The sequence below is a fragment of the Bradyrhizobium nanningense genome, assembly GCF_004114535.1.
Lineage (GTDB): Bacteria > Pseudomonadota > Alphaproteobacteria > Rhizobiales > Xanthobacteraceae > Bradyrhizobium > Bradyrhizobium nanningense.
Window position 1 is genome coordinate 452859 of the sequence record NZ_LBJC01000024.1, and the last position, 24355, is coordinate 477213.

Consider the following 24355-nt stretch of genomic DNA (forward strand, 5'->3'; position numbering starts at 1 on the left):
TAAAGATTGCACCCATCGAACCCCCCAGGGAGACGACAATGTCAGTGAACGTGCTCTACAAGACCAGCGCCAAGGCCACCGGCGGCCGCGACGGCCATGCTGCGACCCTCGACGGCGCGCTCGACGTCAAGCTCACCACGCCGAAGGAGCTCGGCGGTGGCGGCGGCGCCGGCAACAATCCCGAGCAGCTGTTCGCGGCCGGCTATGCCGCCTGCTTCATCGGCGCGATGAAGTTCGTGGCCTCGCAGGGCGGGCCGAAGGTTCCAGCGGACGCCTCCGTCACCTCGACCGTCGGCATCGGCCCGCGCTCCGAGGGCGGCTTCGGTCTCGATGTCGACCTCGCGGTCTCGCTGCCGGGCGTCGCCCGCGCCGAGGCCGAAGCGCTGGTCGCGAAGGCCCACCAGGTGTGCCCCTATTCCAACGCCACGCGCGGCAATGTCGACGTTCGCCTGACGGTCGTCTGATCGAACGGCGGATTGGCTGGCCCGGGATCCCCCTCGGGCCGGCCGCTTCCGCTAGAATCCGCATTTGCCACGCCGCGGGATTGACGCATGGCGGGCGCATGCGGCCCTACGCCGGGAGCCATTGCTGCTCCCTGCAAACCTCGCTAGGCCTGTGACCAAACGTCGACACAGGGAAGCGAAGGCATGAGTTCTGAAGCCGTCAGTTCTGGAGCTGCCACGGGCGCAATGAGCGGACTGCGCGTCATCGATCTCACGCGCGTGCTCGGCGGTCCCTACTGCACCCAGATCCTCGCCGACCATGGCGCCGACGTGATCAAGGTCGAGCCGCCTGCAGGCGATGAGGTGCGCGAATGGGGTCCTCCGTTCCACGAGGAGGACGCGGCCTATTTCGTCGGCATCAACCGCAACAAACGCTCGATCGGCCTCGACCTCGCCTCCGAGGGCGGCCGCGTCGTGCTGCTCAAGATGCTGGAGACGGCCGACGTCCTGATCGAGAATTTCAAGCCGGGCACGCTGGAGAAATGGGGCATCGGCAACGAGACCTTGCGCAAGAAATTTCCGCACCTCGTGCATTGCCGGATCTGCGGCTTCGGTGCCGACGGTCCGCGCGGCGGCAATCCCGGCTATGACGCCATCATCCAAGCCATGACCGGCATGATCGCCGCGACCGGCTCGCCCGAGAGCGGGCCGATGCGGATCGGCGTGCCGCTGGTCGACATCACCACCGGACTTTACGCGGCGATCGGAATCCTGATGGCACTGTCGGAGCGGCAGCGCTCGGGCCAGGGCCAATTCCTCGAGACGACGCTGTACGAGACCGGCCTTGCCATCATGCATCCGCACACCGCGAACTATTTCATGCATGGCAAGCCGCCCTCGCTCACCGGCAACGAGCACCCGAACCTCGTGCCTTACGCGATCTTCCCGACGAAAACCGACAACATCTTCATCGGCGTCGGCAATGACGGCACCTTCCGCAAGCTCGCCAAGGAGATCGGCAAGCCGGAGCTCGGCACCGATCCGCGCTTTGCTCGCAACAAGGACCGCATCGCCAACCGCGAGGCGCTGCGCGCCGAACTCGCCGCCGTGTTCAGCCAGCACGAAGCCGAGCCGCTGTGCAATCGCCTGCTTGCCGCGGGCCTGCCCGCAGGGCCCGTGCAGAAGATCGACCAGGCGCTGACCAACCCGCACACGATCGCGCGCGGCGATATTATCGAGAAGGACTGGTACAAGGGCGTGGCCTCGCCGATCCGGCTCGACCGCAGCAAGCCGAGCCTGCGCCGGCTGCCGCCGAAATTCAGCCAGCACGCGGCCGAGGTGCTGGGCGAGTTCGGTTACTCCAAGGCCGAGATCGACGCGATGGTCGAAAAGGGCACGGTCTGCGGCCCCGAGCGCAAGCGCTAAGCTAGGACAGAGATCAAGCGGCGGCGCAGGTGCGCGCCCTCTCCCGCTTGCTTGCGGGAGAGGGTTGGGGAGAGGGTGTCTCCGCAATGGGACAGTCCCCAAGAGGAAAGAGCCCTCACCCGGCGCTTCGCGCCGCCCTCTCCCGCACGCACGCGGGAGAGGTTTGGGGCCCGCGGCTTGATCGTCAGCTCACATAAGTAATGCCGCACTGCGGCGCGGGCACGATAGTGCACCGCGAACGGAGGAGGCTGCCCGCTTCGTCTTCGCCTATTTGACAGCTTCCCTTTTCCAGCGCTTGCCGCTTTCGTTTCGGCCGCTTACACAGTCATGTGAACGTCATATGGCGCTGCTAGCGCAAGCGCTTCTTTAGTGACGGGCAAGGGAGGTTTTCTTGATGACTCTTCGACACTTTGGCGCGGCTGCCGCATTTGCAATCACGGTCGGCATGAGCGCCTCGCCGGCTCTGGCCGTGACTGAAATCCAGTGGTGGCACGCGATGACCGGCGCCAACAACGACGTCATCGTCAAGCTCGCGAACGACTTCAACGCCGCGCAGAGCGACTACAAGGTCATCCCCACCTACAAGGGCAACTACGCCGACACCATGAACGCGGGCATCGCGGCGTTCCGCGCCGGCAACGCGCCGCACATCATGCAGGTGTTCGAGGTCGGCACCGCCACCATGATGGCTGCGACCGGCGCCGTGAAGCCGGTCTACAAGCTGATGGCCGAGACCGGCGAGAAGTTCGATCCCAAGGCCTATCTGCCCGCGATCACCGGCTACTATTCGACCTCGAAGGGCGAGATGCTGTCCTTCCCCTTCAACTCGTCGTCGACCGTCATGTGGGTCAACCTCGACGAGCTAAAGAAGGCCAATGTCGAGATCCCGAAGACCTGGCCCGACGTGTTCACCGCGGCCAAGAAGCTCCACGACAACGGTCATGCGACCTGCGGCTTCTCCAACTCGTGGGTGACCTGGGTCAATCTCGAGCAGCTCTCTGCCTGGCACAACGTGCCGCTCTCGACCAAGGCCAACGGTCTCGACGGCTTCGACACCGTGCTCGAGTTCAACGGCCCGCTCCAGGTCAAGCACCTCGAGAAGCTGGTCGAGCTCCAGAAGGACAAGACCTACGACTATGCCGGCCGCACCAACACCGGCGAAGGCCGCTTCACCTCGGGCGAATGCCCGCTCTACCTGACCTCCTCGGCGTTCTTCGGCAACGTCAAGGCGCAGGCCAAGTTCAACTTCACCGCAGTGCCGATGCCGTATTATCCGGACGCGAAGGGCGCGCCGCAGAACTCGATCATCGGCGGTGCTTCGCTCTGGGTGATGGGCGGCAAGGCGGCCGACGACTACAAGGGCGTGGCCAAGTTCCTGAGCTTCCTCTCGGACACCGATCGCCAAGTCTACATCCACAAGGCCTCGGGCTATCTGCCGATCACCAAGGCGGCTTACGAGAAGGCCAAGGCTGAGGGCTTCTACAAGGATCAGCCCTATCTCGAGACCCCGCTGCTCGAGCTGACCAACAAGGAGCCGACCGAGAATTCGCGCGGCCTCCGCCTCGGCAACATGGTCCAGCTCCGTGACGTCTGGTCGGAAGAGATCGAGCAGGCGCTCGCCGGCAAGAAGACCGCCAAGCAGGCGCTGGACGCGGCCGTCGAGCGCGGCAACACCATGCTGCGCCAGTTCGAAAAGACCGCCGTCAAGTAAGGTGACGGACGGCAGGCCGGCAAGCCGGCCTGCCGCTCCTGCGGGCATCATGCAAAAGCAAGCCATTTTCCAATCGAAGCTGTTGCCGTATGCGTTGGTTGCGCCGCAACTCGCGATCGTCCTGATTTTCTTCTACTGGCCGGCCCTGCAGGCCGTGATCCAGTCCTTCCTGCTTCAGGACGCCTTTGGTCTGTCGACCACCTTCGTCTGGTTCGACAATTACGTCGAGCTGTTCAGGGATCCCGCTTATTTCGAGGCGATCCTCCGCACTTTCTTCTTTTCGTTCGCCATCGCGGTCTCGTCGCTGTCCTTTGCCCTGCTGCTCGCCGTGATGGCGGACAAGCCGCTGCGCGGTGTCATGCTCTACCGCACCCTGCTGATCTGGCCCTATGCGGTGGCACCGCCGGTCGTCGGCGTGCTCTGGATCTTCATGCTGCATCCCTCGCTGGGTGTGCTCTCGCGATACTTGCGCACCCTCGGCATCGACTGGAATCCGATGCTCGACGGCGACCAGGCCGCTGCGCTGATCATCCTCGCCGCCGCCTGGAAGCAGATCTCCTACAATTTCCTGTTCTTCCTCGCCGGCCTGCAAAGCATCCCGCGAAGCGTGCTCGAGGCTGCCGCGATCGACGGCGCCCGCCCGATGCGGCGGTTCTGGACCGTGACCTTCCCGCTGCTGTCGCCGACCATCTTCTTCCTGCTGGTCGTCAACATCGTCTACGCCTTCTTCGACACCTTCGGCATCATCGACACCATGACCCGCGGCGGACCCGGCACGTCGACCGTCACGCTGGTCTACAAGGTCTATTCCGACGGCCTGCTCGGCGGCAATCTCGGCAGCTCGGCGGCGCAATCGGTGGTCCTGATGATCATGGTCATCGTGCTCACCGGAATCCAGTTCCGCTTCGTCGAACGCAAGGTGACCTACTGATGGTCGAGGAAGAAGGCTTCCGGCGCTACGTCGCCCACGTCATCCTCTGGATCGGGATCGCGATCGTCGCCTTCCCGGTCTACATCGCGATCGTCGCTTCGACCCAGGACAACGCGCTGATCGCGAACGGGCAGATGTCGCTGCTGCCGGGCGGCCACTTCTTCGAGGTCTACTACCAGACCATCTTCGTCGGCACGAGCGGCTCGACCCGCGAGCCCGTCGGCAACATGATGCTGAACTCGCTGGTGATGGCGCTGGCGATCGCGGTCGGCAAGATCGCGATCTCGATCATCTCGGCCTATGCGATCGTGTATTTCCGCTTTCCGTTCCGGATGCCGATCTTCTGGCTCATCTTCATCACCCTGATGCTGCCGGTCGAGGTCCGCATCTATCCGACCTACAAGATCGTCGCCGACCTGCACATGCTCGACAGCTATGCCGGCCTCTCGCTGCCGCTGATCGCCTCCGCCACGGCAACGCTGCTGTTCCGCCAGTTCTTCATGACCGTGCCGGATGAATTGCTAGAAGCCTCGCGCATCGACGGCGCCGGTCCCTTGCGCTTCTTCTGGGATACGCTGCTGCCACTGTCGCGCACCAACATGGCGGCGCTGTTCGTGATCCTGTTCATCCTCGGCTGGAATCAATATCTCTGGCCGCTGCTGATCACCACCCGCGACGACATGCAGACCATCCAGGTCGGCATCCGCAAGATGATCACCACCACCGATGCCCTGACCGAATGGCCGATCGTGATGGCGACCGCCGTACTCGCGATGCTGCCGCCGGTGTTCGTCGTCGTCGTGATGCAGAAATTGTTCGTGCGCGGACTGGTCGAGACGGAAAAGTAAGAAGCGAGTTTTCATGGCTAACGTCACCCTGCGCAACGTCCGCAAGACCTATCCCGGCGGCTTCGAGGCCATCAAGGGCGTCAATGTCGATGTCGGCGACGGACAGTTCTGCGTGCTGGTCGGCCCCTCCGGCTGCGGCAAGTCGACCTTGCTGCGCATGGTCGCAGGCCTCGAGACCGTTACCGGCGGCGAGATCGACATCGGCGGTCGTGTCGTCAACCAGATCGAGCCCGCCGATCGCGACATCGCGATGGTGTTCCAGAACTACGCGCTCTATCCGCATATGAGCGTCTACAACAACATGGCCTACGGCCTGCGCAACCGCGGCATGGCGGAGACCGAGATCAAGACCCGCGTCGAGGAAGCCGCGCGCGTGCTCGAGCTGTCGCCGATGCTGGAGCGCAAGCCGCGCCAGCTCTCCGGCGGCCAGCGCCAGCGCGTCGCCATGGGCCGCGCCATCGTGCGCCAGCCGAAGGTGTTCCTGTTCGACGAGCCGCTCTCCAACCTCGACGCCAAGCTGCGCATCGCGATGCGGGTCGAGATCCGCAAATTGCAGCGCCGGCTCAACACGACCTCGATCTACGTCACCCACGACCAGCTCGAGGCGATGACGCTCGCCGACATTCTTGTCGTGATGAACGGCGGCCAGGTCGAGCAGGTCGGCAATCCCCTTGCGATCTACGAGAAGCCCGCGACCACCTTCGTCGCCTCCTTCATCGGCGCCCCGCCGATGAATCTGATGTCGACGCGGCCTGAGGAGATCCGCTCGCAGCTCGCCGGCAGCAACGCTGCCGACGCCGGCATTCTCGGCATCCGCCCGGAAGATTTCGTCATCACCGACCAGACCCCCGCCAGCGGCGTCGCGTTGCCGTTGACCGTGGAAGCGATCGAGCGCGTCGGCGCGGAAACTTTCGTCTATGGCTGCCGCGAGCAGGAAGGCGAGCGTGTCGCCGCAACCCCCGGCGAACTGCCGCCCGGCGAGATCATCGTCCGCATTCCCGGAACCGAGGCCCCCGCCATCGGCCAGAAGATCCGCGTCGCGGCTTTGCGCAACAAGCTGCATTTGTTCAGCGGCGACGGGCGCAAGCGCCTGGAAGCCTGAGCGGTTCCGAAGGGCCTGACAACACAAAGCGCGAAAACAACCCCATGCACAGTAGAAGGGGCTTGTTTTCATTGGGATAAATCGCACCGCGTTTTGATCATGTCGGCCATGACGATCCGGGACCATCTGGTGCGGTGAGTGACTGCGCTGCGGCTGAATCGCGCATCCACAGCCTCTTGGCTACCTGCTTGAACCCACACGGGAACATGCCCATATTGCTGAGCAAGGGGTGCCGCGTGCGGGCCCTGATGCACCAAAGTCGCTTCTGCGAGGACTTTGTAAACTATGTCTCGTGTTCCCACGTTATCCAGTCCGTTCCTTCTGGGCTTCGACGAGATTGAGCGCGTGCTCGATCGCGTCGTCAAAGGCGCCGACGGCTACCCTCCCTACAATATCGAGAGGTGCGACCGATCGGACGGCCAGCCCGAGCGCTTGCGCATCACGCTGGCGGTCGCCGGATTTACGCGCGACCAACTCGATGTAACCATTGAGGAAAACCAGCTCGTGATCCGCGGACGTCAGCAGGACGACAAGACCCGGCAATACATCCATCGCGGCATCGCCGCGCGCCACTTCCAGCGCACCTTCGTGCTGGCGGAGGGGATGCTGGTGCTGGGTGCGGATCTGAAGAACGGGCTGTTGTCGATCGATCTGGCCCGGCCTGAACCGGAGAGGATCGTTAAGACAATCGCTATCAATGAGCACGAATAATGGAACGAGTAGCGGACTCGACCGCTTAGTGTTCCAGAGGAGTCGAGACCATGAGTGAAGGTCACGTTGCGTTCGAATACGAAGCCAAGAACGTCTCGCCCGAGACGCTGGCAACCCTCGGCGAAGGCCATATCGCCTATGTGAAGCAGATCCGCTCGGAGGACGTGCCGGGCCTGTTTCCCGAAGCGCCGAAAATCGCGCCGGGCCTCAAGCTCTTCGCGCTCCACGCCGCCGACGGCACGCCGATCATGCTGACTGACAGCCGCGAAGCCGCGGTCGCCAACGCCTGGAGCAACGAGCTGCAGGCCGTCAGCGTGCACTGAGCACGCGCACGTCGCATGAATAGAGTTTTGGCGGGCATGCCTTCGCAGGAGGGCGTGCCCGTTTTCATTTTGATGTCTCGGCATCGTCAACGCGAACTCTGCGCTCGCGTGCCCCGGACGCAGCGCAGCACTACTTCAGCGGTGCGCTGCAGAGCCGGGGCCCATGCGGCTGATGACAATCCGTGTGGCACTGGGGTCCCGGCTCTGCGCAGCAACGCTTACGCGTTGCTGCTTTGTCCGGGACACGAGAGCTGAAAACACGCGCCCCACTCTCGTTCAACGCGGGAGATAGACGATCGGTTCTAGCGACCGGCTTTCTCCAGTCCGGCGATCACCGGCCGGATCGATCGACGGAATTGAAGCTCAACTTCATCAATGCGAACTGGGTGCCTCTTCTCCGCGAGCCAAGCCAGCAGTTCAACCAACGCACCCGTGAGACAATGCGCTGCGGCATCTCGCCGCCAGCTCGCCGCAAGCCGGTCCAGATCCTCTCGGACGAGTCCAAGCACCATATCCTTGAAGCGCATCTTTTGACCGCTGCGCCGACCGACGAGCGCTCGAAGCAGCTTGCGTTGCTCGTGAGCGTGCTCGATCAGTCCGCGCAGGAACGGCAGCACATCGGGGCGCCCTCGCTTGTCCAAGCTGGCCTGCAGCGCAGCGCCTGACGAAGGTCGTCCAATCCGCCTTCCAGCAATTGCTCCTTGCTGTCGTAATGCAGGTAAAAAGTCGAGCGACCGATATTCGCGCGCTCGCAGATGCTCTGGATACTGACGTCGTCCCACCCGCGCTCTGCCATCAGCGTATGGAATGCATCCCGGAGCGCTCGTCGCGTACGCTGCACGCGGCGATCGACGAGCTTTGGGTTCGGAGAAGCCAAAGGTGCCTCCTTTCCTGGACAACAGATGCCATTGTGTCTGAAAACGAACATTCCCTGGGCCATGTGTTCTTCACATGAGAGCGCACGACTGCTTTCGAGCGTATTGATTGAGATCAAGCTGAGGCGCCACCGGATATGCAGAGGGACATGACATATCGTGTTCAGGTCTCCTCACAGGTCTAGAGGCCGTCTCCGTGTCATATCAAGCGGGTACGGATGCTTCAGGGTGGCCAAGCTCGTCAGTGAATTGCTCGGGAAAACAATACGGGGGAAGGGATGCGTCGCACTATTCTATTGTTGAGGGTCAGCTATTGGATCGGGGCGGTGACCGATGCTCTTGCTGCAATAGCCATGTTGTTTCCAAGCCTCGGGAGCATGGTCTACGGTCTTTCCAATTTCACGCCCGGCGCCGACTATCGCTACGCCATGGGATCGGCAGCATCTCTCATGTTGGGCTGGACCGCGCTCCTAGTATGGGCAGATCGCGCCCCCCTGGAACGACGATTTGTCTTGGTACTCACCGTGTTTCCCGTCATCGCCGGCCTCGCAGCGAGCGAGATCGCCGCCATCCGTGCGGAATTCCTGCCCTTTGCTTCCGTCGTGCCGACGTTTGTCCTGCAACTTGCGCTATCAGCACTGTTTCTTGGCAGCTACGTTCGTGCGGGCAGGATGTTGGCGACGTGGCCAGATCGGACGGAACGGCAAGCGATCTCGACTTAGCAACGACATCAACGCTGGTCTTGTCGCGGCGAGCATCCCAATTCGCATGCGTTGGGATATTCGACAAACCGGAGCCCTTGCCGTTCCATCGCCACAGAAGGTCGGGAGAGCGCGTTCGCGGTCGACGGCACGCCGATCATGCTGACCGACAGCCGGGAAGCCGCTATCGCCAATGCCTGGAGCAACGAGCTGCAGACGGTGAGCGTGCACCGAGCGCACGCGTCGCACGAATAGAGTTTTGACGGGCATGCCTTCGTGCGAAGGCGTGCCCTTTTCATTTTGGGCGATGGTGTCTCGGCATCGTCAACGCGAACTCTGCGCTCGCGTGCCCCGGACGCAGCGCAGCACCACTTCAGCGGTGCGCTGCAGAGCCGGGGCCCATGCGGCTGACGACAATCCGTGTGGCACTGGGTCCCGGCTCTGCACAGCAACGCTTACGCGTTGCTGCTTGTCCGGGACATGAGAGCGGAAAACACGCGCCCCACTCTTGTTCACTTCAGAAAACCAAGCCCTTCGCGCGCGGTGTCCGCGGCCCATTTGTCGCTCGGCGGCAGCGCGAGCACGCGGCTGAAATCCGCGCGCGCATGCTTTGGATCTGACATCATCATGTAGAGGAGGCCGCGATTGGCCAGGGCGAGCTGGCTTTTGGGATCGAGCCGGATCGCCTCGTTGTAGTCGGCGAGTGCACGATCGTGCCGTCCCAGGTCTCGGAACACACCCGCACGACTGTGGTAGGCCTCCAAATTCGCCGGCTTTAGTCGAATAGCTTCGTCTAAATCTGCAAGGGCACGTTTGTCGTCGCCCTTCCTGTGCAGGACCACGGCGCGAACGACATAGGCTCTCTCGAAAGACGGCATGATCCTGATGACATCATCCAGTTCGCGGATGGTGCGGTCGGAATCGTCTTTTTTCAGGAACACCATGGCCCGGCAATAGTGGCCGCCGGCATTTCCGGGCTCCAGACGGACGGCGCTATCGCAGTCATCCAGCGCCGCATCGAGGTCACCCTTGTTGAGACGAATGGTGCTCCGCAGCTCGTAGGGCCAGGCTGCGGCTGGATTGCGCTGCATCGCCTCGCCGTAATCGGCGACGGCTCGATCGGCGTCGCCCTTCGCCGCGTACGCCTCTCCTCTCATGACCAACGCACGGTAAGCCTGCTTGGGGCTGCGTTCGATCGACTCGGTGAAGCCCGCGATCGCGAGATCGAAATCACGCTTGTTGAAATATTCCTCGGCGCGCGAGGTGTAGGACGGTCCGTAAGCAGGATCGAGACGAATGGCCTCGTTGTAGTCGGCCATGGCGTGATCGCGATCGCCCTTGGCAGAATATGCGCGCCCGCGGCAGTGATAGGCCCGCCCGAAATTCGGATCGATCCTGATCGCCATACTGCAATCCTCGAAGGCACGGTTCCAGTCATGCTTGAGATACCAGGCTTCCCCACGCAGCTCGTAAGCGACCGCATTTGCCGGGTCGACCGCAAGGATCTCGGTCTTCTCCGCAATGACGCGGTCGTTCGACGCCTCGTCAGCGCGGGCCACGACCGTGACGGCGATGGTGACGGAGCAAAGCAGGCCGAACGCCCGGCCGACGGAAGCGCAAATCATGTCTCACGAATCCTGCACCGAATCCCGCAGGTTGCGCGAGGCGCAACCGATCCGGACGCGCGCGGAATACGATCGACAGCGCCCGGCTACGACATAAGTCGCAGGCGGCGCGGCGCGGGTTCGAGAGAGGCGGGAGGCTTACGCTGCGGTCGCCGGCGGCAGGGCCAGCACCGAATAGATCGCCTGGGCGTCGCGCGAGGCGCGGAGTTTTTTGGCGATGTCCTGGTCGCGCAGGAGGCGGGCGATGCGAGCAAGGGCCTTGAGGTGGTCGGCGCCGGCGCCTTCGGGGGCGAGCAGCAGGAAGACGAGATCGACCGGCTGGCCGTCCATCGCCTCGAAATCGATCGGGCGATCGAGCCGTGCAAACAGGCCAAAAATCTTTTCGAGCTTGGGCAGCTTGCCGTGCGGAATGGCAACGCCGTAGCCGACCGCGGTGGTGCCGAGCTTCTCGCGCTGCAGCAGCACCTCGAACACGGAGCGCTCGTTCTGCCCGGTCAGCTCGGCGGCCCTGGCCGCGAGCTCCTGCAAGGCCTGCTTCTTGCTGTTGACCTTCAATGCCGGGAGAATCGCCTCGGGTGCGACCAGATCGGTAATCGGCATGGAGGCTTTCCGAGGTGAATTAAACCGTCAGGTTCCGATTTGGCCAGCTTGATAGACCAAGCTGAGCCGGCGTCAATAACTTGAAGCAGGAGGCGGACTTAGCCCCGATCCTGATGTGGGGGGCTTCTACTCCAACGCAATCCCGGTGCCAACTCCCGCGTGCGGCTTTGCCCCGGTCATTGTTAAGGCCCGGGATTGTACGGACCTTGCCTTGGCCTAACCCTCAGCCTTGCCGTCGGCCTTGCTATTCGATTTGGCCCCCGGCGGATCGATCCAGCCGACGTTGCCGTCCGCCCGGCGGTAAATGATATTCACCCGACCCGACGAGCCATGCTGGAATACCAGGCAAGGTGCTCCGCTGAGGTCGAGTTCCATGACCGCCTCGCTAACCGAGAGCGGCTTCAACGAGGTGGTTTGCTCTGCGATGATCACGGGGCTGTAGCCGGTGACATCCTCTTCGCCCTCTCCGGGCGCCTCCAGCACGTAAGCCGTCGCATCGAGCGCAGCCATGGCCTCGGAGGCGACATGAGCCTTGCGGGCGGAGCGGTCCTTGAGCCGGTTCTTGTAGCGGCGCAGCCGCTTCTCGATCATCAGCAGCGCCTGGTCGGCGCTGGCATAGGCATCAGGCGCGTTCGAATCGGCCTCCAGCGTGATCCCCGAATCGAGGTGCAGGGCGCAATCGGTACGGAAGCCGAAGCCGTCCTTGCTGAGCGTGATGTGGCCGGAATAATTGCCGTCGAAATACTTGCGCAGCACCTCGTCGGTGCGGTCGGCAACGCGGCCGCGCAGGGCCTCCCCGACGCTGATGCTCTTGCCCGAAATCCGAAGAGTCATGGATGCCTCGCTTGGTTTGCTCCTCAGCTGCGACGACGTCATCGCAGCTGAAGTCGTTCCCTTCGCATGACCTCCCCACGAACACTTTCCGCGTTTGTCGGGAGAGGAAACCGCTGTGCACTTTTCCGGATCATGCGCGTGCTTGGATCGGTTGCAAAGGGGAGCCGAGAGTAGCGCGATTTCGCGCCAGCGCAATCAGGCCGGTTCGGGGTTGCGCGAGCGATCGGACAAGGCGGTGGAGAGGACGTTACCAAGGGCGCTCTGCTTGTCGCGGCGGCGTTGCACCGAGGAAGGAATGCGCATGGCTTCGCGGTACTTCGCGACCGTGCGGCGGGCAATATCAATGCCCGAGGCGCGCAAGCGTTCCACGATGGTGTCGTCCGACAGGATCGCGCTAGGCACTTCCGAATCGATCAGCTGCTTGATGTGGTGGCGCACGGCTTCGGCGGAATGCGCCTCGCCGCCGTCGGCCGAGGCGATCGAGGCCGTGAAGAAATATTTCAGCTCGAACGTGCCGCGATTGGTCGCCATGTATTTGTTGGCGGTGACGCGCGACACCGTGGATTCATGCATCTGGATGGCGTCGGCGACGGCCTTCAGATTGAGCGGTCGCAAATGCGCCACGCCGTGGGTGAAGAAGCCGTCCTGCTGGCGCACGATCTCGGTTGCAACTTTCAGGATGGTGCGGGCGCGCTGGTCGAGCGCGCGCACCAGCCAGGTCGCGTTCTGCAACGCGTCGGTGAAATAGGACTTGTCGCCGTCCTTGCCGATCTTCTTCGACAGCTCGGAATAGTAGGTCTGGTTGACCAGCACGCGCGGCAAGGTGTCGCTGTTGAGTTCGACATGCCAGCCGCCGTCGGGACCCGGGCGGACATAGACGTCGGGCACCATGGCCTGCAGACGCGCCGAGCCGAATTTCATGCCGGGCTTGGGATTGAGGCGGCGGATCTCACCGATCATGTCGGCGATGTCCTCATCGTCGACGCCGCAGATCTTGCGCAGGGCGACGATGTCGCGCTTGGCGAGGAGATCGAGATGTTCGACGAGAGCCTGCATCGCGGGGTCGTAGCGGTCGAGCTCGCGGAGCTGGATCGCGAGGCATTCGCTTAAGGAGCGCGCGCAGATGCCGGGGGGATCGAATTTTTGCAGCACGGCGAGGACGCCCTCGACGTCGGCTTGCGATGCGCCAAGACGCTCGGCGGCCTGGCCGAGATCGGGCGGCAGATAGCCGGCCTCGTCGACGAGGTCGATCAGGTACTGGCCGATCATGCGCTGCGCAGGCGCGGTGAAGGCCACCGAGAGCTGCTCGGCGAGATGGTCCGAGAGTGTCATCTCCGCGGCCACGAAGGCTTCGAGATTGTAGTCCTCGTCGCTGGAGGCGCCGCCGCCCCATTCGGTGTAGGTGGTGGGCGCGGCGTCCTGGGCGTTGCGCGCAGCTGCCTCGGCCGGCTCCTCGGAGAAGACGTTGTCGAGGCCCGTGTCCAGGGTCTGCTCGATCTCGGCGCGGGTGCCGAGATCCTTGCTCATCCATTCTTCCTGGCCCGGCTCGAAGGCCTCCGCGCTGCCGCCAAAGCCATCGTCGCCTTGACCTTCTCCTTGGCCGCCGGACTCGTCGCCACCGTACTGGCCGGCATCAGGGGGGGTCTCGCCCGCGGGGGCCTCGTCATTGGCCCGTTCCAGCAGGGGGTTCCGCTCGAGCTCCTCTTCCACGAACGTCGTGAGATCGAGATTGGACAATTGCAGCAGCTTGATCGCCTGCATCAGCTGCGGCGTCATCACCAGCGACTGCGATTGCCGGAACTCTAATCTCTGCGTGAGCGCCATGAAGCAAGAACCGTTCCCAAAAATTGGTCCGATTTTTGCTTATCCTAGTCCAAGCCCGATGTACATGTCTTGACGAAACGCAAAAACGGGCTAGAGGCGGAATTCCTCGCCAAGATAAAGGCGGCGCACGTCCGGATCGGCGACGATCTGATCCGGGCTCCCCTCAGTCAGGATTTCCCCGGCATAGACGATATAGGCGCGATCGGTGAGGCCGAGCGTCTCGCGCACATTGTGGTCGGTGATGAGCACGCCGATGCCGCGATTGGTGAGGTGGCGGACGAGGTCCTGGATGTCGCCGACCGCGATCGGGTCGATGCCGGCGAAGGGCTCGTCGAGCAGCATGTAGTTCGGCCGCGTCGCCAGCGCACGCGCGATCTCGACGCGGCGGCGCTCACCGCCGGACAACGCGATCGACGGCGATTTGCGCAGCCGCGTGATGTTGAACTCGTCGAGCAGCGAGTCGAGCTGCTGCTCGCGCTTCTTGCGCGAGGGCTCGACCACTTCGAGCACGGCACGGATGTTCTGCTCGACGGTGAGGCCGCGGAAGATCGAGGCTTCCTGCGGCAGATAGCCGATGCCGAGCCGCGCGCGCTGATACATCGGCAGCTGAGTGACGTCGTGGCCGTCGAGCTCGATCGCACCGCGATCGGCCTTGATCAGGCCGGTGATCATGTAGAACACGGTGGTCTTGCCGGCGCCGTTCGGGCCGAGCAGGCCGACCGCTTCGCCGCGGCGCACATAGATGCTGACGCCACGCACCACCTGGCGGCTGCCGAAGGCCTTTTCCACGCTATGCACAGCCAGGAAACCCGGCCGCTTCAGGAGCTGAGGCCCGCCCGTGCCATTCGATTTGGCGGCGTTCCTGAGGGGATGAACGGCCTGCACACGCGGCGGCTCGGCTTGATAGTCGGCTTGATAGTCGCCCTGATACTGATCGGGCGCACGCACCTGGTCGCGGGCGATCGGCGGTGCGTCGCGGATCGGGCTGGTCACGAGCCCGCCGACACTGTCACCGAGCGCGGTGATGTCCTGACGCGCAAATCCTGGCCGGCCGCGCTTGGCGGGGCGCCGACGGAACATGCTGAAGAGATCGACCATCCCCGCCTTCTAGCCTTTCGCGACGATCCTGCGCGCATTCGCGCGATCTGCCGCACCGGCCGTTCGATTCGCCGATGCAGCATGAGTGAAGGGATGTCTCATGCCCAGTGAAACACGCCCGAAAAGCGGCGGACCCCGCTTCGAAAGCCCTGTGCGCTAGATACAGTCTCGCCGGCCAAGCTTCAACCTCGGTTCGGGAGCATCCGAACCAAGCCGTTGAATTTATTTCGGTTTACTTGCGCCGGGCAATTGCAGAGGCGGCGCTCCGCCGGGCTTGCCGCCTTGTCCTCCCTGGCCGCAATCGCTGCCGCCGCCCTGCGGCAGCAGGGCTTGAACCCGGCCATTGTCGGATTCCACCCGCGACACGCCTGTCGTCATGTCGACCATCAAACGGTCGCCGCGCAGCACGTTCTTGCACTGCGTCAGGACCACCTGGCCGGAACCACCGAGCATGGTGATGAGATTGGTCTTGGTGTCGAACACGGCGGTGTCGCCGGTCACCACCTGGTCTTTCTGGGTGACCACGACGTTGCCGCGCGCCTCCAGCCGCTTGATCGAGGAGCTGCCGCCGGGACCGGGCGTGGCCGACTGCATCGGCGCGGACTTCGCGCCCTTTGCGGGCGCGGGCTGCGGCGTGGCGGGCTTGTCGCCGCCGGACTCGTAGAACACTACCAGCGTCTTCGAGGTCATGGTGGTGTCGCCCTGGATGACCTTGACGTTGCCGGCAAAGGTCGCCTCCTTCTTCTTGTCGCGCATCTCGAGCGAGGCGGCCTCGATCTGGATCGGCTGGTCGCGGTTCTGCGAAAAGCCCTGCATCGCGTTGGGCACGCCCTGCATCGCGCTCTGCGCGATGGCCGCACCTGTGGCGACCAGCGCGATGCCGACTGCAAGTGCAGCCACGCTGACGATGGCGCACCGCTTGTCGTCGTTGCGCGAAAAGATCCTGGTCATGAAAATCATCTTGAGTTGGCAGACTTGTTCTGAGGCGTACGTGTCTTCGCCGGCGGTGGCGGCGCAGGTGCAGGCTCGACCGCCGCAGGCTGTGCGGCGGCGGGCTCGTCCAGCTTATCCAGATGCATCACCACGTTGCCTTCGAAGCGAATGACGTCGCCGCCTTCTGTAATTCGCAAGCGATCCGCGGTCAGCGTGCCGTTGGTCAGCTTGACGTCGACACGCTCGTCCGAGGAGACCGTGCCCTTGTTCATGTCGACGAAGGCCGAGTTCAGCCGCGCCTCATAGCCGGTGGAGGTGCGCAGGAAGATATCCTTGTGCAGGTCTAGCTGCTGCTGCTTGTTGTCGAAGCGGCCGGTGCGGGCATCGAGGTACAGGGTGGATTGATCCTCCATCAACACTTTCGCGCGCAGGTCGTTGAGATCGACATGGTCAGGGTCGGTGATGTCCTGCGTCGCGGTCTTGGCCCAGAGCTCGTAGGGCCGCTGGTCCGGGGTGAAGCCGGCCAGATGCGGCGATTCCATCGTGATCTTGGTGCCCGACACCACCATGTTTTCGACCGTGAGCGGCAGCTCCGGAATCCGGAATTTGTTGAAGAACGCGATGTAGATGATCACGGCCATGGCCACGACCACGGTCGCGGGGACCCAAACCCGCAGAATCCGCACCAGACGGCTGTGGCGCGCCGCACTGGCAAACTTCGCCGCAAGCGCGGCGTCGTAGGTGGGATTATGGGCCGAATTCACCTGAGCTCCTGAGGTGTCGCTCGCCAAGCCGGGTCGAGGGCGCCCCATTGTACCCGTCACCGCCGCAATATGCAGCCTTGGACATAAGCCTTGGACATAACAGGCCTGGACAGGCCGCAGGAAAGTGTCCGAAACGGGGCGCAGTCCAGAGTCTAACCGGCTGTCGAGGGCTCAGGAATGCGCGAAAATGTCCTCTTCCGCCCAGCCCTGGAGGTCGAGCAGGGCACGGGTCGGCAGGAAGTCGAAACAGGCCTTGGCGAGCGCTGAGCGACCCTCCCGGACCAGCATGGCATCTAACCGTTCGCGCAAGCCATGCAGGTGCAGCACGTCCGAGGCGGCGTAGGCGAGCTGCGGCTCGGTCAGGCTGTCGGAGCCCCAGTCGCTGGACTGCTGCTGCTTGGAGAGGTCGACATTGAGCACCTCGCGCACGAGATCCTTCAGGCCATGGCGGTCGGTATAGGTGCGGGTCAGACGGGAGGCGATCTTGGTGCAGTAGATCGGCCCGGTCATGACGCCAAAGGTCTGGTACAGCACCGCGACGTCGAACCGCGCGAAGTGGAAGATTTTTGTGATGGCGGGATTGGCCAGCAGCGCCTTCAGGTTCGGCGCGTCGGTGTGCCCCTTGGGGATCTGCACTACGTCGGCGCTGCCGTCGCCGGGCGAGAGCTGCACCACGCAGAGCCGGTCACGGTGCGGGTTCAGCCCCATGGTCTCGGTGTCGATCGCCACCGCTGTGGTGTAGCGCGTGAGGTCGGGCAGGTCGCCGCGGTGCAGGCGTACGGTCATGGCGTTTCAAAACCTCGGGTCGAATCGGTTGCGTCGGCACAATAGCTAATTCGGATTGCCGGCGATGTAGCCATTGCTGGCGGGCCGCGCAAGCAAGGTTGCGCGGGGGTGGGCGGCGCGTTGGCCGGCGGGCTGTTGCCCTAATCCCACAACCCGGCCCCGGCTTCATATTCCAGCGCAATCTGTGCCATGCGCCCTGTGGACATCGCCCCGGCCGCCCCCATCTGCCAGTTTTGCGCGCTTCCTCCCCCTCGCCATCAAACAGGTGAACATGACCGAACAGACGCTCGCTGCGGCTATCGACGATTCATCGGAACGCCGGCGCGGCTTTTCGCGCTACCAGGCGCTTCTCATCGCGCTGCTCGCGTTCACGCAGTTCACGATCATCCTCGACTTCATCATCATGTCGCCGCTCGGCGCCATCCTGATGCCCGCGCTCGACATCACGGCCGGGCAATTCGGCGTCGCGGTGTCGGCCTACGCGTTCAGTGCGGCCATTTCGGGCGTGCTGGCCGCCGGCTTTGCCGATCGCTTCGACCGCAAGCGCCTGCTGCTGTTCTTCTATGTGGGCTTCACGCTCGGCACCGCGCTGTGCGCGGCTGCGCCGAACTACCATGTGCTGCTCATGGGCCGGATCGTGACCGGATTGTTCGGCGGCGTGATCGGCTCGGTGGTGCTCGCCATCGTCACCGATCTGTTCCCGCTGCAGATGCGCGGCCGCGTGATGGGATACATCCAGACGGCGTTCGCCGCGAGCCAGGTGCTCGGCATTCCCGCCGGGCTGTTTCTCGCCAATCACTGGAGCTGGCATGTCTGCTTCATCGCGATCGTCATCGTGTCGATCGCCGCGATCGCCATCATCGCCTTCGCCATGGAGCCGGTCGATGCGCATCTGAAGCTGAAGCAGGACAGAAACCCGTTCCACCATCTGATCGCGACGATCGCGCAGCCACGCTATACGCTGGCCTTCGCAGTCACGACGCTGCTGGCGACAGGCGGATACATGCTGATGCCGTTCTCGAGCGCCTTCACGGTGCACAATCTCGGCATCGACATCACGCATCTGCCGACGATCTATCTCGTCTCCGGCCTGTTCAGCATCGTCACGGGGCCGCTGGTCGGCCGCGCGGCCGACGCGTTCGGCAAATATCCGACCTTCGTGTTCGGCTGCGTGATGACCGTGATCATGGTGCTGATCTACACCCATCTCGGCCACGTTGCGCTCGCGACCGCGATCCTCGTCAACGTGCTGATGTTCGTCGGCATCTTCTCGCGCATGATCCCGTCGCAGGCGCTGATGTCGGCGATTCCCGATCCCGACCAGCGCGGCTCGTTCAGCGCGATCAGCGCCTCGCTTCAGCAGCTCTCCGGCGGCCTCGGCTCGGTGCTCGCCTCCGCCATCATCGCGCAGGCGCCGGACGGCTCGCTGATCCATTTCGACCGGATCGGCTACGTCGTCGTCGCGACGTCAATCATCTCGCTGGTGGCGATGTATTTTGTGCAGAAGGCGGTGGCGGAGCGGGCGGGGAAGCGGGTGGTGTGAGGGGGGCCTTGGCGGGGCAATTTGGCGTACCAGGGGACCGTTGCGACGGCGACGTAGGGACCGCCGCCCCTGACCAGCTTCAGCGAGAAGCAGCCCTGTTCGGGGACCAGATCCCGCTAAATGGTGCCCAGGAAAGGACTCGAACCTTCACGGCCGTTAAGCCACTGGCACCTGAAGCCAGCGCGTCTACCAATTCCACCACCTGGGCATGCCGTTTGGGGCACGGAGGCGGTTACTACGGTTCGGTGACGCCGTTGTCAATTCATGCTTGAAGGGCGGTTCGGGATGCCGATTGCGCATCGCAAACCGGCCCGATACAAGCCTGACAAGACGCACTCTTTTCCGCAGGAATGGCTCCCATGGCATCGAATCTGGACACGCTCGTCACGATTTTCGGCGGATCGGGATTTTTGGGCCGGAATGTCGTCCGTGCCTTGTGCAAGCGCGATTACCGGGTCCGGGTTGCGGTGCGGCGGCCGGAGCTGGCCGGGTACCTCCAGCCCTCCGGCAGGGTCGGGCAGGTCCACGTTGTCCAGGCGAACCTGCGCTATCCGGCCTCGGTCGAGGCGGCGCTGCGCGATTCGCATGTCGTGATCAATCTGGTCGGCGTCCTCGCCGAGAGCGGCGCGCAGACCTTCGACGCCGTGCAGGCCAGGGGCGCCGAAACGGTCGCCAAGGCCGCTGCCGCGGCAGGGGCCGGCCTGGTGCATGTTTCGGCGATCGGGGCCGACGCCGAGTCTCCCTCGCGCTATGCCAGGGCCAAGGCGGCCGGCGAAGCCGCGGTATTGGCCGCGGTGCCCTCGGCCACGATCTTCCGCCCCTCCGTGATGTTCGGCCCCGAGGACCAGTTCACCAACCGCTTTGCCGCGCTGGCCCGGATGTCGCCGGTGCTGCCGCTGATCGGCGGCGAGACGAAGATGCAGCCGGTCTATGTCGGCGACGTCGCCACCGCGATCGCGGACGCCGTCGACGGCAAGGCCAAGGCGGGCGCGACTTACGAGCTCGGCGGGCCGGAAGTGCTGACCATGCGCGAGATCATCGAGACCATTCTCGAGATCACCGACCGCAAGCGGATGCTGGTGCCGCTGCCGTTCGGCCTCGCCCGCTTCAAGGCCAGCTTCCTGCAATTCGCACCCGGCGCGTTCAAGCTGACGCCGGACCAGGTCACGCTGCTGGAGCGCGACAATGTCGTGTCGGACGCGGCGAAAGCCGCCGGCCTGACGCTGGAAGGGCTCGGCATCGCCGCCGACTCGCTGGAAGCGATCGCCCCGCAATATCTCTGGCGCTTCCGCGCCGCCGGGCAGTTCCAGCGCAAGAGCGCGTGAGGGGTCGTTCTCTCCGTCGTCATGGCCGGGCCTGACCCGGCCATCCACGTCTTTCTCGCGCAGCCGCCAAGAACGTGGATGCCCGGCACAAGGCCGGGCATGACGAGCTTCAACGTCGAGACTGCTGTTACCTGAACTTCGAGCCTACCGGCCCAGCGCCAGCGCGATCAGGCCGAGCGTGCCGACGATGACGCGCCACCAGGCGAACACCACGAAGCCGTGCCGGGTGACGTATTCCAGGAACGTCTTGACCACGATGATCGCGGTGACGAACGACACCACGAAACCGATCGCGACGATGCCCATATGGTCCGTCGTCATCTCGGAGCGGTTCTTGTAGAAGTCGTAGGCGAACGCGCCGATCATGGTGGGGATGGCGAGGAAGAACGAGAACTCCGCCGCCGCGCGCTTGTCGGCGCCCAAGAACATCGCGGCGACGATGCTGGCACCGGAACGCGACACGCCCGGGATCATCGCCACGCACTGCGCGATGCCGATATAGAGATACATCAGCAGCGGAAACCGGGTGGCGTCATGCTCGCGCGGCTTGAGATCGAGCTTGTCGACCCAGAGCAGGATGGCGCCGCCGACGATCAGCGTGAAGCAGACGACCCACGGATTGAACAGCACGCTCTTGATGTATTTGCCGGCGACCAGGCCGACGACGACAGCGGGCAGGAACGCCACCAGCACGCCGATCACGAAGCGGCGCGAATAGGTGTCGCCGGTGAAGAAGCCGATCACGACGTCCCACAGCTTCTTGAAATAAAGGCCGACGATCGCGAGGATCGCGCCCAGCTGAATCAGAACCGTAAACGAATCCCAGAAGGCGCCTTCACCGAGATGGAAGAAGCGCTCCGCGAGCAGCAAATGGCCGGTCGAGGACACGGGAAGGAACTCGGTCACACCCTCGATGATGCCGAGGATCACTGCCCGTATTGCGTCTGACATATTTACGGTCCATTTCGGCTTGAAAAGCGGGGCTCTTCTCGCCTATTCGCCCCCATGCCGCAATCGCAAAATGCGAAATCACGCCCTTGCCTCGCGGTTTTGAAGGACTAGTGTGGCGCCGCACAAACATTGATGGATTCTTAAGCACCATCAAATAGTCAAAGGCTTCATGTTTACGCTGTTTCATCATCCGTTCTGTCCGCATTCGCGCTTCATCCGCCTGATCGCGGGCGAATACGGGCTCGACCTGAAACTGGTGGAGGAGCGCAGCTGGGAACGGCGCGAGGCGTTTCTGCTGCTCAATGCGGCCGGTACGACGCCTGTCATGGTGGACGACGAGCAGCCGCCTGTCCCGGGCGCGGCGATCATCGCCGAATATGTCGATGAGGCCTATGGCGCCGAGATGGGACCCAAGCGCCTGATGCCGGAGACGATTTCCGAGCGCGTCGAGGTGCGCCGGTTGATGGCCTGGTTCAACGAAAAGTTCTTCGAGGAGGTCTCGCATCCTCTCGTCACCGAGCGCATCTACAAGCGCTTCATGAGCGAGGAGAACGGCGGGGGTGCGCCTTCCGCCGACGTGATGCGCGCCGCGAAGGCCAATGTGCGCTATCATCTGGCCTATATCGGCTGGCTGGCGCAGACGCGTAATTTCCTCGCCGGCGACCGGCTCACTTACGCGGACCTCGCCGCCGCGGCGCATCTTTCGGCGATCGACTATCTGGGCGACGTGCCATGGAGCGAGGACGACGCAGCAAAGGCGTGGTACGCGCGGGTGAAGTCCCGCCCGTCGTTCCGTCCGCTGCTGAGCGAATGGCTGGCCGGCGTGCCGGCGTCGCGGACCTACGTGGACCTGGATTTCTGAGCTCTGATCCGACCGAACTGAAGACGGCGCTCGCACGCGAAGCGCGTGCGCTCGGCTTCGACTGCATCGGCATCACCGCACCAGGCACGATCGAGAACGCCGGGAGATACTTTCTCGAATTCATCGCCTCGGGCGGTCATGGCGACATGGACTGGCTCGCCGCGCAGCCGGAGCGTCGCGTCGATCCGCGCGGGCTGTGGAGCGACGTGCGCAGCGTCATCATGCTCGGCGTCAATTACGGTCCCGACCAGGATCCGCTCGCGGTCCTGAAGCAGCGCACCCGTGCGGCGATCTCGGTCTATGCGCAGGGCGACGACTATCACGACCTCATCAAGAAGCGGCTGAAGGCGCTGGCGCGCTGGCTGGTCGCGACCGCGCCGTCGGACGTGAAGGTGTTCGTCGACACTGCGGCCGTGATGGAGAAGCCGCTGGCGCAGACCGCCGGTCTCGGCTGGCAGGGCAAGCATACCAATCTCGTCTCGCGCGAATTCGGCTCCTGGCTGTTCCTCGGCGCGATCTATACCACGCTGGAGCTGCCGCGCGATGAAACCGAGATCGATCATTGCGGCACGTGCCAGGCCTGCCTCGACATCTGCCCGACCGCGGCCTTCCCCGCACCCTATAAGCTCGATGCGCGGCGCTGCATCTCCTATCTCACCATCGAGAACAAGGGACCGATCCCGCGCGAATTCCGCAAAGCCATCGGCAATCGCATCTATGGCTGCGATGATTGTCTCGCCGCCTGCCCCTGGAACAAGTTCGCGCAGGAGGGACGCGAGGCCAAGCTCGCCGCGCGTGACGAATTGCGCGCGCCTAATCTCGCTGAACTGGCACGGCTCGACGACGCGGCGTTTCGGGCGCTGTTCACGAAGTCGCCCGTGAAACGCATCGGCCGCGATCGTTTTGTGCGCAACGTGCTGATCGCGATTGGCAACTCCGGGGAGGTGGCGCTGGCTGCGGAGGCGCGGCGATTGCTGCAGGATGCGAGCCCGCTGGTGCGCGGAGCTGCGGTGTGGGCGCTCGCGCAGTTGATGTCGAAGGAGGAGCTTGCGGCGATGAAGAGCGCTGCGTTGAGCGGAGAGTCCGACGATAGCGTGCGTGAGGAGTGGCGCGCCGCCTCCTAACTCTCGGTGTCATGCCCCGGCTTGACCGGGGCATCCAGTACGCCGCGGCTTCTCGACTCAATCACTGCCGTCTCGGAGTACTGGATCGCCCGATCAAGTCGGGCGATGACAGCGGTTGTTGTGGCTTGAGCGGCGCGCACCCGACCCTCATGCGACACCCACACTTGATTTCCTCACCTGTTCCCGCAAAGTCGCGCGCATGACAAATATGCCTTTCTTCACCCGCGACAGCGATGCATTCCATCCGACGGAAGTGGCCAACGGCCCGTGGGATCCGAAATCGCTGCACGGCCGCGTCATCGTCGGCCTGCTCGGCTTTGCCATCGAGGAGCGCCATTCCGGCCCCGACTTCGTGCCGGCGCGGCTCACCGTCGACATGTTTCGGCTGCCGACCATCGACAAGCCGATTCAAGTGACGACGCGCCTGGTGCGCGACGGTTTGCGCATCCGCGTGGTCGAGGCGGAGTTCGTCTCCGGCGGCGTCAGCATGGCGCGCGCCTCCTGCCAGCTGCTGCGCAAGACGCAGAATGCCGATGGCAATGTCTGGTCGCCGCCGAACTGGGACGTGCCCAAGCCGGACGACATTCCGAAGCCAACCGATCCCAGGCTCGGCATGCACGGCAAATGGACGACGCGCCCCATCGTCGGACACATGGGCTCGCTCGGGCCGCGACGGCTGTGGATGAGCGAGGTGCGCGAGCTCGTCGCCGGCGTGCCGATGACGCCGTTCGTCCATGTCGCCACCGGCGCCGATTTCGCCAGCCCCTTTGCCAACGCCGGCGACAACGGGCTCGGCTACATCAACAGCGACGTCACGATCTATCTGCACCGCCTTCCGGTGACGAAATGGATCGGTTTCGAGGTGGTGAACCATCACGCTACCGATGGCGTGGCGATCGGCGAATGCTGGCTCTACGACGAAGCGGGCCCGATCGGCACCGCGACGGTCGCCGCGCTGGCGCAGCGCAAGCCGATGGCGAATCCGTCGAAGCGGTAGGGTCTCCCCGTCATTCCGG

Annotated in this window: 25 protein-coding genes, 1 tRNA gene and 1 pseudogene; 15 read left to right on the forward strand and 12 right to left on the reverse strand. The window is 63.9% G+C overall.

Translation table 11 applies throughout. The features are described 5' to 3' along the window. The first annotated feature begins 38 nt into the window (after positions 1-38). The 8 genes from XH84_RS19645 (at position 39) to XH84_RS19680 (ending at position 7494) form a co-directional block, all read left to right on the forward strand. Positions 39-464 carry an organic hydroperoxide resistance protein gene (locus XH84_RS19645; protein ID WP_128921178.1) on the forward strand — a complete coding sequence of 142 codons (426 nt, stop codon included), beginning with the start codon at positions 39-41 and terminating at the stop codon, positions 462-464. Positions 465-647: 183 nt separating this feature from the next. After that, positions 648-1868 (forward strand): CaiB/BaiF CoA transferase family protein, encoded by a 1221-nt coding sequence (locus tag XH84_RS19650; protein WP_128921177.1) that lies wholly within the window; start codon positions 648-650, stop codon positions 1866-1868. A 394-nt stretch (positions 1869-2262) separates the two neighbouring features. Continuing rightward, entirely contained in the window at positions 2263-3579 is a 1317-nt protein-coding gene (gene ugpB / locus XH84_RS19655) for a sn-glycerol-3-phosphate ABC transporter substrate-binding protein UgpB (RefSeq protein ID WP_128921176.1), read from the forward strand. Positions 3580-3628: 49 nt separating this feature from the next. Further along, the gene (gene ugpA, locus XH84_RS19660; protein ID WP_128921175.1) at positions 3629-4510 is read left to right on the forward strand and encodes a sn-glycerol-3-phosphate ABC transporter permease UgpA; all 882 of its coding nucleotides are present in this window, start codon (positions 3629-3631) and stop codon (positions 4508-4510) included. Next, complete coding sequence (ugpE, locus tag XH84_RS19665; protein WP_128921174.1) at positions 4510-5358, forward strand: sn-glycerol-3-phosphate ABC transporter permease UgpE; 849 nt, start codon at positions 4510-4512, stop codon at positions 5356-5358. The genes ugpA and ugpE overlap by 1 nt, the downstream gene beginning before the upstream one ends. Before the next feature lie 13 nt (positions 5359-5371). After that, a complete protein-coding gene (locus tag XH84_RS19670; protein WP_128921173.1) occupies positions 5372-6460 on the forward strand; it encodes a sn-glycerol-3-phosphate import ATP-binding protein UgpC in 1089 nt (362 codons plus the stop codon). 285 nt (positions 6461-6745) lie between these two features. Next, the gene (locus XH84_RS19675) at positions 6746-7171 is read left to right on the forward strand and encodes an Hsp20 family protein (RefSeq protein ID WP_011083554.1); all 426 of its coding nucleotides are present in this window, start codon (positions 6746-6748) and stop codon (positions 7169-7171) included. A gap of 50 nt (positions 7172-7221) precedes the next feature. After that, entirely contained in the window at positions 7222-7494 is a 273-nt protein-coding gene (locus XH84_RS19680) for a BQ00720 family protein (protein WP_011083553.1), read from the forward strand. Positions 7495-7796: 302 nt separating this feature from the next. Here the strand turns inward: XH84_RS19680 and XH84_RS41895 are convergent, their stop codons facing one another. Both XH84_RS41895 and XH84_RS41900 read right to left on the reverse strand, forming a co-directional pair. Next, positions 7797-8111 carry a hypothetical protein gene (locus XH84_RS41895; RefSeq protein WP_128921172.1) on the reverse strand — a complete coding sequence of 105 codons (315 nt, stop codon included), beginning with the start codon at positions 8109-8111 and terminating at the stop codon, positions 7797-7799. After that, the gene (locus XH84_RS41900) at positions 8087-8434 is read right to left on the reverse strand and encodes a TetR/AcrR family transcriptional regulator (RefSeq protein WP_430641927.1); all 348 of its coding nucleotides are present in this window, start codon (positions 8432-8434) and stop codon (positions 8087-8089) included. The genes XH84_RS41895 and XH84_RS41900 overlap by 25 nt, the downstream gene beginning before the upstream one ends. A gap of 261 nt (positions 8435-8695) precedes the next feature. On the opposite strand from XH84_RS41900, the gene XH84_RS19695 reads away from it, so the two are divergent. Together XH84_RS19695 and XH84_RS19700 are read left to right on the forward strand one after the other, a co-directional pair. Further along, complete coding sequence (locus tag XH84_RS19695; protein WP_128921170.1) at positions 8696-9091, forward strand: hypothetical protein; 396 nt, start codon at positions 8696-8698, stop codon at positions 9089-9091. A gap of 117 nt (positions 9092-9208) precedes the next feature. Beyond that, a pseudogene (locus XH84_RS19700) lies at positions 9209-9325 on the forward strand (DUF1150 family protein); the annotation flags it as partial. Positions 9326-9582: 257 nt separating this feature from the next. On the opposite strand, the gene XH84_RS19705 reads toward XH84_RS19700, so the two are convergent. From XH84_RS19705 to XH84_RS19740, 8 genes are all read right to left on the reverse strand, one after another. Beyond that, entirely contained in the window at positions 9583-10476 is an 894-nt protein-coding gene (locus XH84_RS19705; RefSeq protein WP_245471772.1) for a tetratricopeptide repeat protein, read from the reverse strand. Between the two features lie 357 nt (positions 10477-10833). Then, positions 10834-11295 carry a PTS IIA-like nitrogen regulatory protein PtsN gene (gene ptsN, locus XH84_RS19710; protein WP_014438750.1) on the reverse strand — a complete coding sequence of 154 codons (462 nt, stop codon included), beginning with the start codon at positions 11293-11295 and terminating at the stop codon, positions 10834-10836. Between the two features lie 216 nt (positions 11296-11511). Next, entirely contained in the window at positions 11512-12129 is a 618-nt protein-coding gene (gene hpf / locus XH84_RS19715; protein ID WP_128921168.1) for a ribosome hibernation-promoting factor, HPF/YfiA family, read from the reverse strand. 195 nt (positions 12130-12324) lie between these two features. After that, positions 12325-13953, reverse strand: a complete 1629-nt coding sequence (gene rpoN, locus XH84_RS19720; RefSeq protein WP_128921167.1) for an RNA polymerase factor sigma-54 — start codon at positions 13951-13953, stop codon at positions 12325-12327. A 90-nt stretch (positions 13954-14043) separates the two neighbouring features. Further along, positions 14044-15051 (reverse strand): LPS export ABC transporter ATP-binding protein, encoded by a 1008-nt coding sequence (gene lptB, locus XH84_RS19725; RefSeq protein WP_128921166.1) that lies wholly within the window; start codon positions 15049-15051, stop codon positions 14044-14046. Positions 15052-15273: 222 nt separating this feature from the next. Continuing rightward, positions 15274-16011, reverse strand: a complete 738-nt coding sequence (locus tag XH84_RS19730; RefSeq protein WP_128921165.1) for an LptA/OstA family protein — start codon at positions 16009-16011, stop codon at positions 15274-15276. Beyond that, complete coding sequence (gene lptC / locus XH84_RS19735) at positions 16008-16748, reverse strand: LPS export ABC transporter periplasmic protein LptC (protein ID WP_128921164.1); 741 nt, start codon at positions 16746-16748, stop codon at positions 16008-16010. Before lptC ends, XH84_RS19730 begins: the two co-directional genes overlap by 4 nt. A gap of 171 nt (positions 16749-16919) precedes the next feature. Next, a complete protein-coding gene (locus XH84_RS19740; RefSeq protein ID WP_128921163.1) occupies positions 16920-17534 on the reverse strand; it encodes a ribonuclease D in 615 nt (204 codons plus the stop codon). A gap of 271 nt (positions 17535-17805) precedes the next feature. Between XH84_RS19740 and XH84_RS19745 the strand changes: the two genes are divergently transcribed. Then, positions 17806-19077 carry an MFS transporter gene (locus XH84_RS19745; RefSeq protein ID WP_128921162.1) on the forward strand — a complete coding sequence of 424 codons (1272 nt, stop codon included), beginning with the start codon at positions 17806-17808 and terminating at the stop codon, positions 19075-19077. A gap of 121 nt (positions 19078-19198) precedes the next feature. On the opposite strand, the gene XH84_RS19750 is transcribed toward XH84_RS19745, so the two are convergent. After that, positions 19199-19285, reverse strand: a tRNA-Leu gene (locus XH84_RS19750). Positions 19286-19436: 151 nt separating this feature from the next. Here XH84_RS19750 and XH84_RS19755 point away from each other — a divergent pair. Further along, positions 19437-20402, forward strand: coding sequence for a complex I NDUFA9 subunit family protein (locus XH84_RS19755; RefSeq protein ID WP_128921161.1), 966 nt, complete (start codon positions 19437-19439; stop codon positions 20400-20402). Between the two features lie 144 nt (positions 20403-20546). Here XH84_RS19755 and XH84_RS19760 read toward each other — a convergent pair whose 3' ends face one another. After that, the gene (locus XH84_RS19760) at positions 20547-21353 is read right to left on the reverse strand and encodes an undecaprenyl-diphosphate phosphatase (RefSeq protein ID WP_128921160.1); all 807 of its coding nucleotides are present in this window, start codon (positions 21351-21353) and stop codon (positions 20547-20549) included. A 169-nt stretch (positions 21354-21522) separates the two neighbouring features. Here XH84_RS19760 and XH84_RS19765 point away from each other — a divergent pair, with 169 nt between their 5' ends. From XH84_RS19765 to XH84_RS19780, 3 genes are all read left to right on the forward strand, one after another. Beyond that, on the forward strand, positions 21523-22215 hold the full coding sequence (locus XH84_RS19765; RefSeq protein WP_128921159.1) for a glutathione S-transferase family protein: 693 nt from the start codon (positions 21523-21525) through the stop codon (positions 22213-22215). Further along, the gene (gene queG / locus XH84_RS19770) at positions 22164-23339 is read left to right on the forward strand and encodes a tRNA epoxyqueuosine(34) reductase QueG (protein ID WP_128921158.1); all 1176 of its coding nucleotides are present in this window, start codon (positions 22164-22166) and stop codon (positions 23337-23339) included. The genes XH84_RS19765 and queG overlap by 52 nt, the downstream gene beginning before the upstream one ends. Before the next feature lie 199 nt (positions 23340-23538). Continuing rightward, the gene (locus XH84_RS19780; protein ID WP_128921156.1) at positions 23539-24336 is read left to right on the forward strand and encodes an acyl-CoA thioesterase domain-containing protein; all 798 of its coding nucleotides are present in this window, start codon (positions 23539-23541) and stop codon (positions 24334-24336) included. The last annotated feature ends 19 nt before the right edge of the window (positions 24337-24355 follow it).

What these genes read in the sequence shown, in the direction of transcription:
- XH84_RS19645 (WP_128921178.1), top strand. Translation starts at nt 39, where the DNA reads ATGTCAGTGAACGTGCTCTACAAGACCAGCGCCAAGGCCACCGGCGGC.
- XH84_RS19650 (WP_128921177.1), top strand. Translation starts at nt 648, where the DNA reads ATGAGTTCTGAAGCCGTCAGTTCTGGAGCTGCCACGGGCGCAATGAGC.
- ugpB (WP_128921176.1), top strand. Translation starts at nt 2,263, where the DNA reads ATGACTCTTCGACACTTTGGCGCGGCTGCCGCATTTGCAATCACGGTC.
- ugpA (WP_128921175.1), top strand. Translation starts at nt 3,629, where the DNA reads ATGCAAAAGCAAGCCATTTTCCAATCGAAGCTGTTGCCGTATGCGTTG.
- ugpE (WP_128921174.1), top strand. Translation starts at nt 4,510, where the DNA reads ATGGTCGAGGAAGAAGGCTTCCGGCGCTACGTCGCCCACGTCATCCTC.
- XH84_RS19670 (WP_128921173.1), top strand. Translation starts at nt 5,372, where the DNA reads ATGGCTAACGTCACCCTGCGCAACGTCCGCAAGACCTATCCCGGCGGC.
- XH84_RS19675 (WP_011083554.1), top strand. Translation starts at nt 6,746, where the DNA reads ATGTCTCGTGTTCCCACGTTATCCAGTCCGTTCCTTCTGGGCTTCGAC.
- XH84_RS19680 (WP_011083553.1), top strand. Translation starts at nt 7,222, where the DNA reads ATGAGTGAAGGTCACGTTGCGTTCGAATACGAAGCCAAGAACGTCTCG.
- XH84_RS41900 (WP_430641927.1), bottom strand. Translation starts at nt 8,434, where the DNA reads ATGGCCCAGGGAATGTTCGTTTTCAGACACAATGGCATCTGTTGTCCA.
- XH84_RS19705 (WP_245471772.1), bottom strand. Translation starts at nt 10,476, where the DNA reads ATGGCGATCAGGATCGATCCGAATTTCGGGCGGGCCTATCACTGCCGC.
- ptsN (WP_014438750.1), bottom strand. Translation starts at nt 11,295, where the DNA reads ATGCCGATTACCGATCTGGTCGCACCCGAGGCGATTCTCCCGGCATTG.
- hpf (WP_128921168.1), bottom strand. Translation starts at nt 12,129, where the DNA reads ATGACTCTTCGGATTTCGGGCAAGAGCATCAGCGTCGGGGAGGCCCTG.
- rpoN (WP_128921167.1), bottom strand. Translation starts at nt 13,953, where the DNA reads ATGGCGCTCACGCAGAGATTAGAGTTCCGGCAATCGCAGTCGCTGGTG.
- lptB (WP_128921166.1), bottom strand. Translation starts at nt 15,051, where the DNA reads ATGGTCGATCTCTTCAGCATGTTCCGTCGGCGCCCCGCCAAGCGCGGC.
- XH84_RS19730 (WP_128921165.1), bottom strand. Translation starts at nt 16,011, where the DNA reads ATGATTTTCATGACCAGGATCTTTTCGCGCAACGACGACAAGCGGTGC.
- XH84_RS19740 (WP_128921163.1), bottom strand. Translation starts at nt 17,534, where the DNA reads ATGACCGTACGCCTGCACCGCGGCGACCTGCCCGACCTCACGCGCTAC.
- XH84_RS19745 (WP_128921162.1), top strand. Translation starts at nt 17,806, where the DNA reads ATGACCGAACAGACGCTCGCTGCGGCTATCGACGATTCATCGGAACGC.
- XH84_RS19755 (WP_128921161.1), top strand. Translation starts at nt 19,437, where the DNA reads ATGGCATCGAATCTGGACACGCTCGTCACGATTTTCGGCGGATCGGGA.
- XH84_RS19760 (WP_128921160.1), bottom strand. Translation starts at nt 21,353, where the DNA reads ATGTCAGACGCAATACGGGCAGTGATCCTCGGCATCATCGAGGGTGTG.
- XH84_RS19765 (WP_128921159.1), top strand. Translation starts at nt 21,523, where the DNA reads ATGTTTACGCTGTTTCATCATCCGTTCTGTCCGCATTCGCGCTTCATC.
- queG (WP_128921158.1), top strand. Translation starts at nt 22,164, where the DNA reads ATGGCTGGCCGGCGTGCCGGCGTCGCGGACCTACGTGGACCTGGATTT.
- XH84_RS19780 (WP_128921156.1), top strand. Translation starts at nt 23,539, where the DNA reads ATGACAAATATGCCTTTCTTCACCCGCGACAGCGATGCATTCCATCCG.